This window comes from Streptomyces beijiangensis, from assembly GCF_017315755.1.
Lineage (GTDB): Bacteria > Actinomycetota > Actinomycetes > Streptomycetales > Streptomycetaceae > Streptomyces > Streptomyces beijiangensis.
In genome coordinates this window covers 28,465-43,830 of the sequence record NZ_JAFLRJ010000252.1, presented here as the reverse complement: position 1 = coordinate 43,830, position 15,366 = coordinate 28,465, and the positions used below count along the sequence as shown (strand labels likewise).

Annotated in this window: 16 protein-coding genes; 9 read left to right on the top strand and 7 right to left on the bottom strand. The window is 70.2% G+C overall.

Going from position 1 to position 15,366, the window contains the following annotated elements; all coding sequences use genetic code 11:
- Positions 1-461: ABC transporter ATP-binding protein (locus tag J0695_RS25230; protein ID WP_206965563.1), on the bottom strand; the 461-nt coding region annotated here is incomplete at its 3' end.
- Positions 458-1,507: an ABC transporter permease gene (locus tag J0695_RS25225; protein WP_206965561.1), complete on the bottom strand. Its 1,050-nt coding sequence runs from the start codon at positions 1,505-1,507 to the stop codon at positions 458-460. The genes J0695_RS25225 and J0695_RS25230, both read right to left, overlap by 4 nt.
- 135 nt (positions 1,508-1,642) lie before the next feature.
- Between J0695_RS25225 and J0695_RS25220 the strand changes: the two genes are divergently transcribed.
- Positions 1,643-2,836, top strand: a complete 1,194-nt coding sequence (locus tag J0695_RS25220; RefSeq protein WP_206965559.1) for a sensor histidine kinase — start codon at positions 1,643-1,645, stop codon at positions 2,834-2,836.
- Positions 2,833-3,459 (top strand): response regulator, encoded by a 627-nt coding sequence (locus J0695_RS25215; RefSeq protein ID WP_206965557.1) that lies wholly within the window; start codon positions 2,833-2,835, stop codon positions 3,457-3,459. Before J0695_RS25220 ends, J0695_RS25215 begins: the two co-directional genes overlap by 4 nt.
- 13 nt (positions 3,460-3,472) lie before the next feature.
- Here the strand turns inward: J0695_RS25215 and J0695_RS25210 are convergent, their stop codons facing one another.
- On the bottom strand, positions 3,473-3,790 hold the full coding sequence (locus tag J0695_RS25210; protein ID WP_206965555.1) for a DUF5955 family protein: 318 nt from the start codon (positions 3,788-3,790) through the stop codon (positions 3,473-3,475).
- 182 nt (positions 3,791-3,972) lie between these two features.
- Between J0695_RS25210 and J0695_RS25205 the strand changes: the two genes are divergently transcribed.
- The 6 genes from J0695_RS25205 (at position 3,973) to J0695_RS25180 (ending at position 9,434) form a co-directional block, all read left to right on the top strand.
- A complete protein-coding gene (locus J0695_RS25205) occupies positions 3,973-4,587 on the top strand; it encodes a nucleotidyltransferase family protein (protein ID WP_206965552.1) in 615 nt (204 codons plus the stop codon).
- A gap of 217 nt (positions 4,588-4,804) precedes the next feature.
- Positions 4,805-6,475, top strand: a complete 1,671-nt coding sequence (aceB, locus tag J0695_RS25200; protein WP_206965550.1) for a malate synthase A — start codon at positions 4,805-4,807, stop codon at positions 6,473-6,475.
- 323 nt (positions 6,476-6,798) lie between these two features.
- Positions 6,799-7,386 carry a transglycosylase SLT domain-containing protein gene (locus J0695_RS44135; RefSeq protein ID WP_307798750.1) on the top strand — a complete coding sequence of 196 codons (588 nt, stop codon included), beginning with the start codon at positions 6,799-6,801 and terminating at the stop codon, positions 7,384-7,386.
- 59 nt (positions 7,387-7,445) lie between these two features.
- Positions 7,446-7,943, top strand: a complete 498-nt coding sequence (locus tag J0695_RS25190; RefSeq protein WP_206965548.1) for a GNAT family N-acetyltransferase — start codon at positions 7,446-7,448, stop codon at positions 7,941-7,943.
- A gap of 44 nt (positions 7,944-7,987) precedes the next feature.
- Entirely contained in the window at positions 7,988-8,560 is a 573-nt protein-coding gene (locus J0695_RS25185; RefSeq protein ID WP_206965546.1) for a TIGR03086 family metal-binding protein, read from the top strand.
- A gap of 100 nt (positions 8,561-8,660) precedes the next feature.
- Positions 8,661-9,434, top strand: a complete 774-nt coding sequence (locus J0695_RS25180; protein WP_206965543.1) for a hypothetical protein — start codon at positions 8,661-8,663, stop codon at positions 9,432-9,434.
- Between the two features lie 34 nt (positions 9,435-9,468).
- On the opposite strand, the gene J0695_RS25175 is transcribed toward J0695_RS25180, so the two are convergent.
- From J0695_RS25175 to J0695_RS25160, 4 genes are all read right to left on the bottom strand, one after another.
- Positions 9,469-10,683 carry a cytochrome P450 gene (locus tag J0695_RS25175; protein ID WP_206965541.1) on the bottom strand — a complete coding sequence of 405 codons (1,215 nt, stop codon included), beginning with the start codon at positions 10,681-10,683 and terminating at the stop codon, positions 9,469-9,471.
- Positions 10,680-11,309, bottom strand: a complete 630-nt coding sequence (locus tag J0695_RS25170) for a TetR/AcrR family transcriptional regulator (protein WP_206965539.1) — start codon at positions 11,307-11,309, stop codon at positions 10,680-10,682. The genes J0695_RS25175 and J0695_RS25170 overlap by 4 nt, the downstream gene beginning before the upstream one ends.
- Positions 11,310-11,413: 104 nt before the next feature.
- Positions 11,414-12,097, bottom strand: coding sequence for an alpha/beta fold hydrolase (locus J0695_RS25165; RefSeq protein ID WP_206965537.1), 684 nt, complete (start codon positions 12,095-12,097; stop codon positions 11,414-11,416).
- Positions 11,998-12,771, bottom strand: coding sequence for a TMEM175 family protein (locus J0695_RS25160; RefSeq protein WP_307798749.1), 774 nt, complete (start codon positions 12,769-12,771; stop codon positions 11,998-12,000). Before J0695_RS25160 ends, J0695_RS25165 begins: the two co-directional genes overlap by 100 nt.
- A 122-nt stretch (positions 12,772-12,893) precedes the next feature.
- Here J0695_RS25160 and J0695_RS25155 point away from each other — a divergent pair, with 122 nt between their 5' ends.
- Positions 12,894-15,341 (top strand): polysaccharide lyase 8 family protein, encoded by a 2,448-nt coding sequence (locus J0695_RS25155; protein ID WP_206965535.1) that lies wholly within the window; start codon positions 12,894-12,896, stop codon positions 15,339-15,341.
- Positions 15,342-15,366: the final 25 nt, after the last annotated feature.

Here is a 15,366-nt window from a genome sequence, read left to right as displayed (position 1 = left end):
TGGCCGCCGGAGAGCTGGTGCGGGCGCCGGTCCGCCTTGTCCTTCAGGCCAACAGCTGCCAACAACTCCCTTGCACGGTCACGGACTTGGCGTACCGGACGGCCGGAGAGATGTGCCATCAACTGCAGTTGTTCGACCGCCGTCAGCGAGGGCAGCAGATTCGGCTGCTGGAAGACGATCCCGATCCGCGAACGCCGCAGCTCCGCCTTGTCCGCACGGCTCAGCGGCCCCGTGTCCGTACCGCCGACGACCACCCTCCCCCGGTCCGGTGCGACCAGCGTCGCCGCCACCGCGAGGAGGCTCGACTTGCCCGAGCCCGAGGGTCCGACCACCGCCGTGAGCGATCCGGCCGGCACGTCCAGGGACACCGCGTCCAGCGCGGTGAGGCGTCCCTCGCCGTCGCGATAGGTCAGGGTGACGTCGTCGAGGAGCAGATTCGCGGAGTTCATCGCGGAGTTCATCGCGCACTTCCCAGGGCAGTCAGCGGATCGACGGCGGTGATCCGCCGTACGGAGAGACCCGCGCCGACCGCACCGAGGCCGACCAGCACGGCGGCAGGGGCGAGAGCGGTGAGCGGATCGAGTACGAAAGGAACGTCCGCGGGGACCAGCGCGCCGACCCCCGCCGCGAGCCCGGTGCCCAGCAGCGTCCCGGCCGTCAGCATCAGCACCGCCTGGCCGAGTGCGTCGCGCAGCAGATACGGGGTCGACGCGCCCAGCGCCTTGAGCACCGCGATGTCGCCACTGCGCTGGATCGTCCAGACCGTGAAGAACGCCCCTATGACCAGGGCCGAGATCGCGAAGAGGAATCCGCGCATCAGCTGGAGGGAGCCGTTCTCCGCCTGGTACGAGGGGAGCGCCGCGAGGGATCCGTCCAGCGAGAGCGTCCGGGTGCCGGCCGCCCGGTCGCCCGCCGCGAGATCCGCGCCGTCGTCCGTGGCCAGCGCCACGACCGTCGCGCTGCGGCCGTCGGCGAGCGCGGTCCAGACGACGGGGGTGTGGCTGTACGAGTCCTCGCCCACCACCGCGGTCACCTCCAGCCGCCGCCCCGACAGCTCGACCGTGTCCCCGGCCGCCGCGCCCAGGTCCTTCGCGGCCCCGGTGGAGAGCACCACACCCTCCGGGCCCGGGGGCTCCGGCGCGGGTCCGGATCCGTCCCGTACGGCGAACTCAGTGACCGCGGCCGTACGATCGCCCGAGGCCGCGTTGAGCGTCGAGATCGCGATCGGCTCCGCGCTCCTCACCCCCGGCCGCCCCGCCCACTCGTGCCAGGCACGGGGTGCCAGCTGCGAGCCGGCGAAGGACGCCGACTGTCCGGACGGGGGCGCGGCGAAGGCCAGGTGGTCCGCCGATGCGGACAGTCCGGTGACGGCCGAGGTGTTGTCCTTGGCCAGCCCCGCCGTCAGTCCGGACAGCAGCCCGACCAGCAGTGTGATGAGCACAATCACCGCGCCCATCAGGGCAAACCTGCCCCGGGCGAATCTCAGATCTCTCCATGCGACGAACATGGTCCCCACCCTGCTGGGCGAGGGGTCCGCGGGGCATCGCGCCTCGGATGGCCGTGTCCGGATCAAAAGGCGGAGTCCGCAATCAACCTTTCGGTTGACCGTTCGCCGTGCCGGTCCGCCTACGCTGGACGGGTCATGGATCCACGTTCCCTCACCCCGGCCCTGGGCGCCCTGCGCATCTGTCTGCACCTGCTGATGGCGGGGCTGCTCGCGCTGGCCGCAGCCCGTGCGCTCACCGACCACGCCCCGGACGCCCCCGCCGTGGTGGTGGCCGCCGCCGCGGTCGGCGGGATCTACGCGCTGGGCGCCGCCCTGCCTTCCGTACGGACCTCGCGCACCGCGGCGGCCGTCTGGCTCGGGGCGCTGGGCGCCGCCTGGCTGGTGCTGCTGGTCCTCTCCCCCGACGGTCTGTGGACCGCCTTCCCCCTCTACTTCCTGCAGCTGCACCTGCTGCCGCCGCGCTGGGCGCTGCCCTCGGTGGCTGCCACGGCGGGGGCCGCGATCGCCGGTTACGTACTGCACGGCGGGCCGCTGAACCCGGGCGCGTTCATAGGGCCGCTGCTCGGTGCGGCGGTCGCCGTGGCAACCGTGCTCGGCTATCAGGCGCTCTACCGGGAGAGCGAGCGACGGCGCAGGCTCATCGACGAGCTGATCGCCACCCGGGCCGAGCTCGCCGCCGCCGAACGGACGGCGGGCACGCTCGCCGAGCGCGAGCGCCTGGCCCGCGAGATCCACGACACCCTCGCCCAGGGCCTCTCCTCCATCCAGCTGCTGCTGCGCGCCGCGGGGCGGACCCTGCCCGACGGCGCCCCGGCCGCCGCCCACATCGAGCAGGCCCGACAGGCGGCGCAGGACAATCTGGCCGAGGCGCGGCGGTTCGTACGGGAGCTCTCGCCGCCCGACCTGGAGCACGGATCGCTCTCCGGGGCGCTGGCGCGGCTGTCGTCGCGTACGCCTGGCGCCCGCTTCTCCGCGAGCGGTACGCCGGTGGCTCTGCCCACCCCGTACGACGTGGCGCTGTTGCGGATCGCCCAGTCGGCGCTGTCCAACACCGTCCGCCATGCGGGGGCCGGCCGCGCCGAGATCACCCTGAGCTTCATGGACACGGCGGTGGCCCTCGACGTGGTCGACGACGGCCGGGGCTTCGACCCTTCGTACGTCCCGGCGGGCGACGGCGGTTTCGGGCTCCCCGCGATGCGCTCGCGCGCCGAGTCGCTGGGCGGCACCTTCACGGTCGAGTCCGCGCCGGGCCAGGGCACGGCTGTCGCGGTCACGCTGCCGCTGCCCCTCCAGGCCGCCGGGAAGGCCGCGGAGAAGGCCGCCCGATGACGATCCGCCTGCTGCTCGCCGACGATCACCCGGTGGTACGGGCCGGGCTGCGCGCCGTCCTGGAGACCGAGCCGGGTTTCGAGATCGTCGCGGAGGCGGCGACGGCCGAGCGGGCGGTGGAGCTGGCCGCGACCGGGATCGCCGATGTGGTGCTGATGGACCTGCAGTTCGGGGCGGGGATGCACGGCGCGGAGGCCACGGCCGCGATCACCGCCGTCGCGGGGGCGCCGCGGGTGCTCATTCTGACGACGTACGACACCGATGCCGACATCCTCGCCGCGGTCGAGGCGGGGGCCGGCGGGTATCTGCTGAAGGACGCCCCGCCGGAGGAGCTGGCGGCTGCTGTCCGTACGGCCGCCGCGGGCCAGTCGGCGCTCGCGCCCGCGGTCGCGCACCGGCTGATGGACAGGATGCGCACCCCCGCCGAGTCGTTGACCCGGCGCGAGCTTGAGGTGCTGCAGCTGGTCGGGGAAGGTCTTTCCAACCAGCGGATCAGCAAGGAGCTCTTCCTCAGCCAGGCGACGGTGAAGTCCCATCTGGTGCACATCTACGCCAAGCTGGGCGTCGACTCACGGACCTCGGCGGTGGCCGCGGCCACGGCACGGCGGCTCATCAGGCGCTGAGGGTGTCCGGGGGTCAGCGCTGCTGCGGCGGGTTCCCGAAGAGGTCCACCGCGTTGCGTACGGCATTGAGCGAGACCGCCAAGGCGCTGACCGAGCCGATCGCCCCCGCGATCAGCAGCAGCGAGCGGCGCAGCCGCGGAATCTCCGGTACGCCGCTGAGTCCCATGGCGGCCAGGGCCGCCAGTTCGTCCTCGGCGATCGCCCGGTCGGCGAACTCCGCCGGGTGCGCGGCGAGTTCACGGCGAAGCCGGGAGACGGCGAAGCGAAGCTCCGCCACCCTCGGGTCCTCGTCGTTGCCGGTCACAGGCCTCTGCCCCACGTTCTGCAACAAAATTCTCCCCCTCGCACGCCTTCGTGCCGGTATCGCTGGTCGCGCTGAAGTACGGATCCCTTGCCGGAGCGGGTCAGACACCGGGGGGCCGCGGGCAAGTTAACGCCACTTTGCGAGTTCTCCGCCACTCCGTCGACGGAATTGAGGCCGAAGGACCGGTGTCCGTGAGGTATCCAGTTCCCATGGTGCGTTTGGAGACAGAGGGAACAGAGGGAAGGGTCGCCGGGCTGCTGCTCGCCGCGGGCGGCGGGCGGCGGCTCGGCGGGCGCCCGAAGGCGTTGCTCGAACACCGCGGCCGGCCACTGGTCGAGCACGCGGTGGGGGTGCTGCGCGACGGCGGGTGCGAGCTGGTGCACGTGGTGCTCGGCGCGGCTGCCGCGGAGGTACGGGAGCGGGCCCGACTGCCGGGGTGCGTCCTGGTGGAGAACCCGGAGTGGGAGGAGGGGATGGGGTCGTCCCTGCGGGCCGGGCTCGGTTCGCTGGCCTCGTCGGGCGCGGCTGCGGCGCTCGTCTCTCTGGTGGACCAGCCGGGGATCGGGTCCCGGGCGGTGGCCCGTGTGCTCGGGGCGTACCGCTCGCCGACGAGCCTTGCGGCAGCTTCGTACGACGGGAAGCGGGGGCACCCCGTCCTCTTCGGCGCGGACCGGTGGGAGGAGATCGCGGCGAGTGCGGTGGGCGATCGCGGGGCACGCGCCTATCTGAAGGCGCACAGTGGGGCGATCACACTCGTCGAGTGTGCGGATGTGGCCGAGGACTACGACATCGACACCATCGAGGACTTGATCCACTTGGAGTGACCGGTGTGGCACTCAGCGACAACTTCTGTCGACTCGGAGATTCTCGACGTCAACAGACCGTTGAAGTTCCACCATGAGGAAACTAGTATCCACACGTCAGAAGCGCCCGACCCCCAGACGGCGCCCGCAGTCGCATCTCGGCTCCCATGGCACCCCGTGCCATGAGTGAACGCCCGGCGGCCGCCCAGGGCACCGCCGCTGTAAGGAGTGACAGCTCATGTCCGCACCAGCGCCGTCCCCGCTGGCCATCGTCGATGCCGAGCCCCTGCCCCGGCAGGACGAGGTCCTGACCGACGCGGCCCTCGCCTTCGTGGCCGAGCTGCACCGGAACTTCACGCCGCGCCGCAACGAGCTCCTCGCCCGTCGCGGGGAGCGGCGTGCCGAGATCGCCCGTACCTCCTCGCTGGACTTCCTGCCCGAGACGGCGGCGATCCGCGCGGACGACTCCTGGAAGGTCGCACCGGCCCCGGCCGCGCTGAACGACCGCCGGGTGGAGATCACCGGTCCGACCGACCGCAAGATGACCATCAACGCCCTGAACTCGGGCGCCAAGGTCTGGCTCGCCGACTTCGAGGACGCCTCGGCTCCCACGTGGGAGAATGTCGTCCTCGGCCAGCTCAATCTCACCGACGCCTACGCGCGCCGGATCGACTTCACCGACGACAGGTCGGGCAAGACCTACGCCCTCAAGGACGCCGCCGAGCTCGCGACCGTCGTCATGCGGCCGCGCGGCTGGCACCTGGAGGAGCGCCACCTGCAGTTCGGCTCGGCATCCGGAGAACTTGAAGAGAGCCGAGGCGGAGCGAAGCGGAGCGGCTCTCCCGTTCCGGGTGCGCTGGTCGACTTCGGCCTCTACTTCTTCCACAACGCCAAGCGCCTCATCGAGCTCGGCAAGGGCCCGTACTTCTACCTCCCGAAGACGGAGTCCTACCTGGAGGCCCGCCTCTGGAACGACGTCTTCGTCTTCGCGCAGGACTACGTCGGCATCCCGCAGGGCACCGTCCGCGCGACCGTCCTGATCGAGACGATCACGGCGGCGTACGAGATGGAGGAGATCCTCTACGAGCTGCGCGACCACGCCTCCGGCCTCAACGCGGGCCGCTGGGACTACCTCTTCTCCATCGTCAAGAACTTCCGTGACGGCGGAGCCAAGTTCGTCCTGCCGGACCGCAACCTGGTCACGATGACCGCCCCCTTCATGCGGGCGTACACCGAGCTCCTGGTGCGCACCTGCCACAAGCGCGGCGCGCACGCGATCGGCGGCATGGCGGCCTTCATCCCCTCGCGGCGCGACGCCGAGGTCAACAAGGTCGCCTTCGAGAAGGTCAAGGCCGACAAGGACCGCGAGGCGGGCGACGGCTTCGACGGCTCCTGGGTGGCCCACCCCGACCTGGTGCCGATCGCCATGGCCTCCTTCGACGCGGTGCTCGGCGAGAAGCCGAACCAGAAGGACCGGCTGCGCGAGGACGTCTCGGTGGCCCCCGGCGACCTGATCGCGATCGACTCGCTGGACGCGAAGCCGACGTACGACGGACTGCGCAACGCCGTCCAGGTCGGCACCCGCTATATCGAGGCCTGGCTGCGCGGCCTGGGCGCCGTCGCCATCTTCAACCTCATGGAGGACGCGGCCACCGCCGAGATCTCGCGCTCGCAGATCTGGCAGTGGATCAACGCCGGGGTCGTCTTCGAGAACGGTGTGACGGCGACGGCCGATCTCGCCCGCACGATCGCCGCCGAGGAGCTGGCAGCGATCCGCGAGGAGGTCGGCGAGGAGGCCTTCGCGGCGGGCAAGTGGCAGCAGGCACACGATCTGCTGCTGACGGTCTCGCTGGACGCGGACTACGCGGACTTCCTGACCCTGCCGGCGTACGAGCAGCTGATCGGCTGACCAGGCTGGAGTCTGTGAACTCTCTCAACGCTTCATGAGAGCGAGCTGTACCTGAGGTCCCGTGGCTGTGCGATACGCCACGGGACCTCAGTCCTGTACGAACAGTCCTAGTACCCGGGTCGGCACCCTCCCGGCCCCCAGTGCATCGGCCCAGCCTGCGCGAATTCCCGTTTGTTGCAGATTGGACGATTAACCCCTCGGTACGGCATCAGGTAGTAGATGCCCTCTTTGCACCGATTGGGTGGCCTCCTCCATGGTGAAGCGGTCGCCCTGCCCTGTGAGGGCTCCGGCGGCGCTCCCCGTCCCCGAAGCTAGGCCTCTCTGTGTCCCGTCACGCCCTCCGCCATCCCGTCCAGGGGTCCCGCACCACGCTCACCGCGGTCTGCGCCGCAGTCCTGCTGGTGGGCGGCTCCTCCTCGGTTGCTTTCGCCGCCTCGTCCGTCTCCCCGTCGACCGCGGTGACGGCTGCGAGCACGACGACTGCCGCGAAGACCACCACGTCGACCACCGCGAAGACGACAGCGAAGACGACAGCAACGACTGCGAAGACCGCATCGACCGCGAAGACCGCGTCGGCGACCAAGACGTACTCGAACGACCTCAACGGCTGGATCAACGAGTCGCTGGACATCATGGCCGCGAAGGGCATCCCCGGCACGTACGAGGGCATCTACAAGAACGTGATGCGCGAGTCCTCGGGCAACCCGAACGTCGTGAACGACTGGGACATCAACGCCCAGAACGGCACGCCTTCGAAGGGCCTGCTCCAGGTCATCCAGCCGACGTTCGACACGTACCACGTCGCCGGAACCGCGGACGACCTCCTCGACCCGGTCGCCAACATCACGGCCGCGTCCAACTACGCGTACCACGTCTACGGATCGATCGACAACGTCAACAGCGCCTACTGAGCGCCCGATCGGCCAATTCCCGTGCGCCCGGCCCCTGCTGCGTGATACGTCTGCCTGTCATGGACGATCTTGTGACAGAGCGGCTGGTGCTCCACCCGATGAGCATCGCCGAGGCCGAGCGCGTCGTGCTGGCCGAACCCGCCGACGGTGACCTGTGGGCTCCGGGATATCCCGCGCCGGGTGATGTCGAGGGGGCCGCACACTTCCTCGAGCACTGCGCGAGCACCGGTGATCCGCAGCCGTTCGGCAATTACGAGATACGGCGCCGCAGCGACGGGCTCGTCATCGGCGGCCTCGGCTTCAACCGGCCGCCGGACGAGGACGGCACCGTCCCCATCGGGTACGCACTGATCCCCGACGTCCGCGGCAAGGGGTACGCCTCCGAAGCGCTGCGCGGGCTGCTGCAGCTCGCACGCGATCTCGGGATCAGATCGGTGATCGGTGACGCCGATCTCGACAACATCGCCTCGCAGCGCGTGATGGCCGCCGTCGGCATGGAGCGGACCGGCGAGGACGAGCGAGTGGTGTACTTCAGGGTCGACTGGCCAGAGATGTAGCGCGCCGGGCGATGAGTTCCGGGCGTGCGTACGGTCTGCAGCATATGGACATCTACGATTTCGAACCCGCCGCCCGGCCCGTGGCACAGCTCCTCGACGCCGTACGGGACGACCAGCTCGACGACCCGACCCCCTGTCCCGACTATGCGGTACGCGAGATCCTCGGCCACCTCGTCGGCCTGACCGCGGCCTTCCGCAACGCCGCCGACAAGGACTTCGGGCCGCTCACCGGCACCAACCCGGGCTCGGCCCTCCCCACGCTCGACGGCGACTGGCGCACGACGCTGCCCCGGCAGCTCGACGAGCTCGTCGTGGCCTGGCGCTCCCCGGCCGCCTGGGAGGGCGACACCCAGGCCGGGGGCATCACCTTCCCCGCGGTGGCCGCGGCCCAGGTCGCCGTCGACGAGCTGGTCGTGCACGGCTGGGACCTGGCCAGGGCCACCGGACAGCCGTACGAGCCGGACACCGCATGCCTGAAGATCGCGGAGGCCATGCTCGGCGCCGGCCCCGAGCGGCGCGGGGAGATCTTCGGGCCGGTCATCGAGGTGCCGGAGGGGGCCCCGCTGCTCGACCGGGTGATCGGGCTCAGCGGGCGGAACCCGGACTGGAAGCCGTAGGCGGCGAGCCGGCGCACACCCCCGACCAGGCCTTATACAGAACAAACGCGCACAATGGAGGCAAAGCGCACGGAGAGAACCGAGCCGAAAGGCATGTGGCATGTCCCAGACCTGCGAAGTCGGCGAGTGGCTCGCCTTCGACGGAGGGCTCGAAGTACTCGTCGACGATCTTGAGCCCTTCGCCCCGACCCACCTGGACCGCGACCACCAGGACGGCGACACCTACGTCCGCTTCACCGTCTGCGCCCGCAATACCGCGCCACGCGCGGGGAAGGCCATGCGCGCCCACCGCAGGGAGCACCCCAGGGCCCCCGCGCCCTCCGGCGACCTCAGCGAGGCGGCGCGCACCCGGCTGGTCGAGAAGCGGTCCGCCGAGCGCGTACAGGCGATGAAGAAGGCCAGGGCCGCCGTCCACATGGAAGTGGAGGCCAGGGTGCAGCTCTGGGCCGACGACGTACGGGCGCACCGCACCCACGACGCGGACCAGTCCATCCTGACGGGTCTGCACACCACGGTCCCGCGCCGGAGGACCCGGAAGGCGACGTATGCCTTCCGGGTTCCCGCGGACGCGCTCGACCGGGTGCGCGTCGTGATCCGCCCCTCGGTCAACGACCGGCTGCAGGAGGAGGCGGAGTGGACCACTGAGATCGACGCCCCCGATGCGTCGCTGCTCGACGAATCGCTCCCCCGGCACGACGAAGAGGCCGAGGAGAGTGCGGCCGTGTCCGCCGAGAGCGGGGACGTGAGCGAGGACGACGACAGCGAGGGCGAGGGCGAGCCCGAGCAGCGGCGCACCTCCCTCAGAGAGCGCCGCCAGAACAAGCGCGACCACCGGCGCCAGCAGCTCAAGTCCAACAACGGGGCGGTCCTGTAAGGGCGTTGGACCCGGTTTTGGAACCGGCCCTCCGTCAGGAGAAGCGCACCGGGAGGTACTTGATCCCGTTGATGAAGTCGGAGCGCATCCGGCGCGGTTCGCCGGTGAGCTCCACCCCGGCGTGCCGGCGGAGCAACTCCCGGGTGAGCGCCGTGATCTGGGTGCGGGCGAGTCCCGCGCCCAGACAGTAGTGCGGTCCCCCGCCGCCGAAGGTGAGATGTTCGTTGGGGGTGCGCCGGATGTCGAGCACACCGGGGTCGGCGAAGACGTCCTCGTCGCGATTGGCCGAGGTGTAGTAGAGGACGGCCTTCTGGCCCGCCCTGACGGGGACACCGCGGATCTCGGTGTCGCGGGTGGCCGTACGCCGGAAGTTGTGGATCGAGCCGTTCCAGCGCAGGAGCTCCTCCGTGGCAGTGGCCCACAGCGCGTCGTCGTCGACCCCCGCGACCAGTTCCGCACGGGCGTCCGGGTGCTGCACAAGGGTGAGCAACGCCTGGGCGAGGAGATTGCGGGTGGTCTCGTTCCCCGCGACACAGAGCGTCACGAAGAACATGTTGATCTCGTGGCCCGAGAGCCGTTCCCCGTCCAGTTCGGCGTGGACGAGGGCGCTGAGGATGTCGTCCCTGGGCTCCTTGAGGCGGTCGGCGGCGAGTGCGTCGCAGTACGCGTAGATCTCGGCGGCCGCGTTCTGCCCGTCCTCCTCGCTCGTACGGAAGTCGGGGTCCTGGAAGCCGACCATACGGTTGGACCAGTCGAAGATCCGGTCCTCGTCGGCGGCCGGGACGCCGACCATCTCGCAGATGACCTGCAACGGCAGCCGGGCCGCGATCTCCTCGACGAACTCGACCTCGCCGCCCTTGGCGGCCACGGTGTCCGCCAGGAGAGCAGCCCTGCGTCCGATGTCCTCGGTGAGCTTGCGGATCATGCGCGGCGAGAAGGCGGTGGCCACGAGCCGCCGGTAGCGGGTGTGCTTGGGCGGGTCCATCCCGATGAGGGTGAGGCCCAGGCTGGCGAGGGCCTCGGGGGTCTGGTCGCGGATGAAGAAGGAGCCGAGCTCGACGGACCACAGTCCGGGTTCACGGCTGATGGCGACGATGTCGTCGTGGCGGGTGACGGCGAAGAACCCCTCGTGGCTGCCGGGGATCTCGTGCCAGTGGACGGGGTCCTCATGGCGCAGCCGGGCGAACTGGTCGTGGGGTATGCCCTGCGCCCAGGTGTCCTCGAGCAGGTTGATGGCGGCAGCGCTCATGGCCGGTCCTTTCGGGGAAGGTCGTCGAGTCCGAGGAGCGTGCGCAGGGCGCCGACGACCAGCACGTCGGGTACGCCGTGCGGGTCGAGGCGGTGCTGCAGGGCACATCCGAGGAGTACGCCGAGGACCAGTGCCCCCGTCTCCGCGGGCGGCCGGGGCAGCGGGAGTCCGGTGGTCGCCGCCCAGTCGGCCAGGCCCTCACCGAGCTGGGTGCGGATCTCCGCGTACCGCTCGGCGAGCCGGGTGCCGACCAGCGGGGAGCGTGCGCCGTGCAGCCAGAGCTCCATCTCCAGAAGCAGCCAGGCGTCCCCGCGGTCGGCCATGGGGCGGGTGATGGAGCCCCACATCGCGCCGAAGTGCGCGGCGGGGTCCGAGCTGCCGGCGAGTTCGGCGGTGAGATCGTCGGCGGTGCGTTCCTTCCACACCTCCAGGAGGGCGAGGAGCAGCCCTTCCTTGCCGCCGAAATGGCTGTAGAGGGCGCCGGTGGTGCGCCCGGCCGAGGCGGCGACGGCCTCGGCCGACACGGCGTGGAACCCCTTGCGGGCGTAGAGATCGGCGGCGGCGTCGATCAGCCGCGCTCTGGTCTCCGACTTGCGCTGGGTCTGGCTGCGTACCGTACGGGCCATGGGCACTGCCCCCGGGAGGCGGAGTTATATCGGTTCTCCGACATAAGACGACCCTCCCGCCAATCTGACGGCCCGTCAACCCTGGTGACGGGAACCGCCGTTGCTCAGCTGGTGAGGAATTCGCCGACGTGCTCGGCGAACTGCTGCGGCTGCAGGGCGTGCACGTTGTGCCCGACGGGAATGGTGATCACCCGGCAGTCGGGGATCTCCGCGGCCATGTCGTGGATCCGGTCCTGCGGCATGGAGCTGTCGCTCCCGCCCGCCACGATCAGCGTCGGCGCCACGATCTCCCCGAGGCGCTCCTCCCACTCGGGATCGGGGGCGAAGATCTGGGCGCGGACGGCGGGGACCACGGCCAGGTCGTAGTCGACGGGGCCCTCGGGGGGCGCGGACTCCGTCAGCTCGCGGGGGTACGGCGGCGGGGTCTCCTCCAGGACCAGGTACTCCACCCGGTCCGCGTGGTCCAGAGCGAGCCGGTACGCGATGACCCCGCCCATGGAGTGGCCGACGAGGCCCACGCGGTCCAGCTGCAGCTCATCGAGGAAGCCGAGCACGTCCTCACACATCAGCGCGAGATCGTAGTCGTCGGGCCAGTCGCTCTCGCCGTGTCCGCGCAGGTCGAGGGCGTAGACCCGCCACTCGTCGCCGAGCAGCTCCCCCACCTTGTCCCAGGAGGCGGCGGACCCGGTCAGCCCGTGCAGCAGTACGACCGGCGCGCCCATGGGGTTGCCCCAGCTCCGGTAGGCCAGCCGTACGTCCCCGACATCCACCACTCCGTGATCATCCATACCCTCGACGCTACAGGGCTTCGGGACCCTTCTCTTTCGTCGGTACCGGCAGCTGATTGAAGCCGTAGTAGACGGCGAGCAGCCCGTGCACCGCGAGGGTCGCCGGCGCGGAGACGAAGGACAGGGCGAGCGTGGCCGGGTAGACCAGGGTGCCCAAGGCAAAGCGGGATGGGGCCTCTCCCTGCTCGAACGAAGTTGAGAGCTTGGGGAAGCGTGGCGCGGGCGGCCAGTGCGTCCACACGGTCGTCGAAGAGATGGCCGGTCTTCGTCAGATGCCACCACACCGCCTGAAAAGTGAGCGCCATCACCACCATGAGCCCGCTGTAGACGGCGGCCGCCACGTGCGAGGCACTGCCCTCGCGCAGATACGTGGCGAGCAGGGCGGCGGGCCAGGGCAGCGCGGCGACGGTCATCAGCAGCAGCAGATTGAGGAACATCAGGGTGCGGTCGACCCGGGCCACGAACCGGAAGATCTGGTGGTGGTTGAGCCACATGATCCCGATGACCAGAAAACTCACGACATAGGCGGCGTACGAGGGCCACTGCTCCCCCAGCGCCTTCCAGAGCTCGCCCCCCGCATGTTCAGGGACCTTGATCTCCAGGATGAGCAGGGTGATCGCGATGGCGAACACCCCGTCACTGAACGCCTCCAGCCTGCCCGATTCATTCGTCACGCACATTCCCCTCAAATGATCGTTCGATCAATTTCACGCGAACCGTTGAGCGTTTGAGCACGAACGTGCTAGAAAGCGCTTGCCCATGAGTGACTCACCTTCACCTGGCTCCCGGAGATCCCATGACGCCTCCCTGGTCCCGCCGTGGCTTCATCGCCACAACCGGCAGCACAGCCTTTGCACTTGGCGCTTTCGGCCTGTCCGCCACCCCTGCCCACGCCGCCGGCACGACGGCCGGCGCGACAAGCGCGACGACGGCCGACACCGACGAATTCGCGACCCTACGTGCCAAGTGGCGCGAGCTCTACCTGGGCGCCGGATTCAGCCCCACCGCAGAGCCGTTCAAGACCAAACTGGCCGCCCTCGGCACGCAGGCGGCCGGGTTCCGTACGGCCATGGCACCTGCGTCCGGCTCCCTCTGGCCCGACCTCGTCTATCTGGACCCCGAGCCGGACACCGACACCGAGTCGTTCGCCTTCTCCGAGAAGATGAACACCAGCTACAACCGGCTGCGGACGATGGCCGAGGCCTACTCGCAGCCCGGCACCGGACTGACCGGCGACACGGCGCTCAAGGACGCGGTCCTCACCGGCCTCGACCATCTGCACGCCGACGTCTTCAACGAGAACAAGACGCAGTACGGGAACTGGTGGAACTTCCAGATCGGCTCCCCGCAGGCGCTGATGGACATATCCGTCCTCCTCTACGACGAGCTGTCCCAGGCGCAGATCGACAGCTACGTCGCCGCGGTGGACAAGTTCCTCCCGGAGTCGCTCCTCGCCAAGTACACGGGCACGAGCACCGGCGCCAACCGCGTCGACCTGTGCCGGGGCATGATCCTGCGCGGTGTCGTCGGCAAGAACGGCGACAAGATCAAGGTCGCCCGCGACGCGCTCTCGCCGGTCTTCCCGTACGTCACCACCGGTGACGGCTTCTACGACGACGGATCCTTCGTCCAGCACACCTCGATCCCCTACATCGGCGGCTACGGTGCCGTGCTCAACGACGGCCTCGGCAGGCTCTTCGCGCTGCTGCGCGGATCGAGCTGGGAAGTGACGGACCCGGGCAGCCAGCAGTTCCTCGACACGATCGAGGCGGCCATCGCCCCCTTCGTCTACGACGGCCTGATGATGGACAACGTCTCGGGGCGCGGCATCACCCGCATCGGCACCGACGACCACATCCGCGCCCACAGCGTCATGGGCTCGATCGTGCTGCTCGGCCAGGGCGCGAGCGCCGAGGAGAACGCGCGCTGGCGCGCCATGGTCAAGGGCTGGCTCCAGCGCGACCACTACGGCCCCGCCCTCAAGGACGCCGGCCTGAGCCTGGTCAACCTCTCGCGGCTGCAGACACTCCTCGACGACACCACTGTGACGGCGGCCCCCGAGCCCGTCGCGCACCGGGTCTTCCACAACATGGACCGGGTCACCCACCGCCGCCGCGACTGGGGTGCCGGCCTCTCCCTGGCCTCGAACCGCATCGCGCACTACGAGTTCGGCAATCTGGAGAACTACCGCGGCTGGCACACCGGTTCGGGCTGGCTGCAGTGGTGGGGACCCGACGCGGGCCTCGGCCAGTACTCGGACGCGTACTGGCCGACCGCCAACCCCTACCGGCTGCCCGGCACCACCGTCTCGACGAAGAAGCTCGCCGACGGCCAGGGCGGCGCCTGGGCCAACCCCCGTACGGACAGCGCCTGGGTGGGCGGCACGGGCGACGGCGAGTTCGGCACCACGGGCCAGCATCTGCAGGGACTCGCCTCCACGATGCACGCCAAGAAGTCCTGGTTCTGGCTGGACGACTCGGTGGTCTGCCTCGGCGCGGGGATCACATCGGCCGACGGCACGACCGTCGAGACGGTCTTCGACAACCGCAACCTGGGCGTGTCCGGCGCCCCGGCGCTGCTCCTCGACGGCAGGCCCCAGCCGTCCGCGCAGGGCTGGTCGGTCACCGGCCGCTCCACCCGCTGGGCGCACCTGGCGGGCCACGCCGGCTATGTGTTCCCCGGCGGTACGAAGCTGAACGCGCTCCGCGAGGAGCGCACCGGCGCCTGGAAGGACGTCAACGGCGCGAGCGGCACCACCGACCCGATCACCCGGCGCTACGCGACGCTCTGGCAGGACCACGGCACCGACCCGCAGGACGCCGGTTACGCGTACATCCTGATGCCCGGGGCGAGCGCCCTGCGCACCGCGGCGCGCGCACTGGACCACCACTGGCTGGAGATCCTCGCCAACACCCCGCAGCAGCAGGCCGTCCGGGTCCCCTCGCACGGGTTCACCGGGATCAACTTCTGGGAGGCGGGGACGGCCGGCGCGGTCACGGCGAGCGCGCCGGTGAGCGTACAGATCCGTGAGAAGCGCGACGGAACGGCGACGATCACCGTCGCCGACCCCTCGCGTGTCGCCAAGGACGGTCTGACGCTGACATGGAAGCGGCGGGTCAAGTCCGTGGTGTCCAAGGCCTCTTCGGTCACGGCGGCCGAGACCGGGCACGAGCTCACCCTCACGTTCGGTGACCTGAGCGGTCTGCGCGGCGACACCCAGACGGTCACGGTCAGGCTCCACTGACCGCAGGGAACGCAGAGGGGGCGGG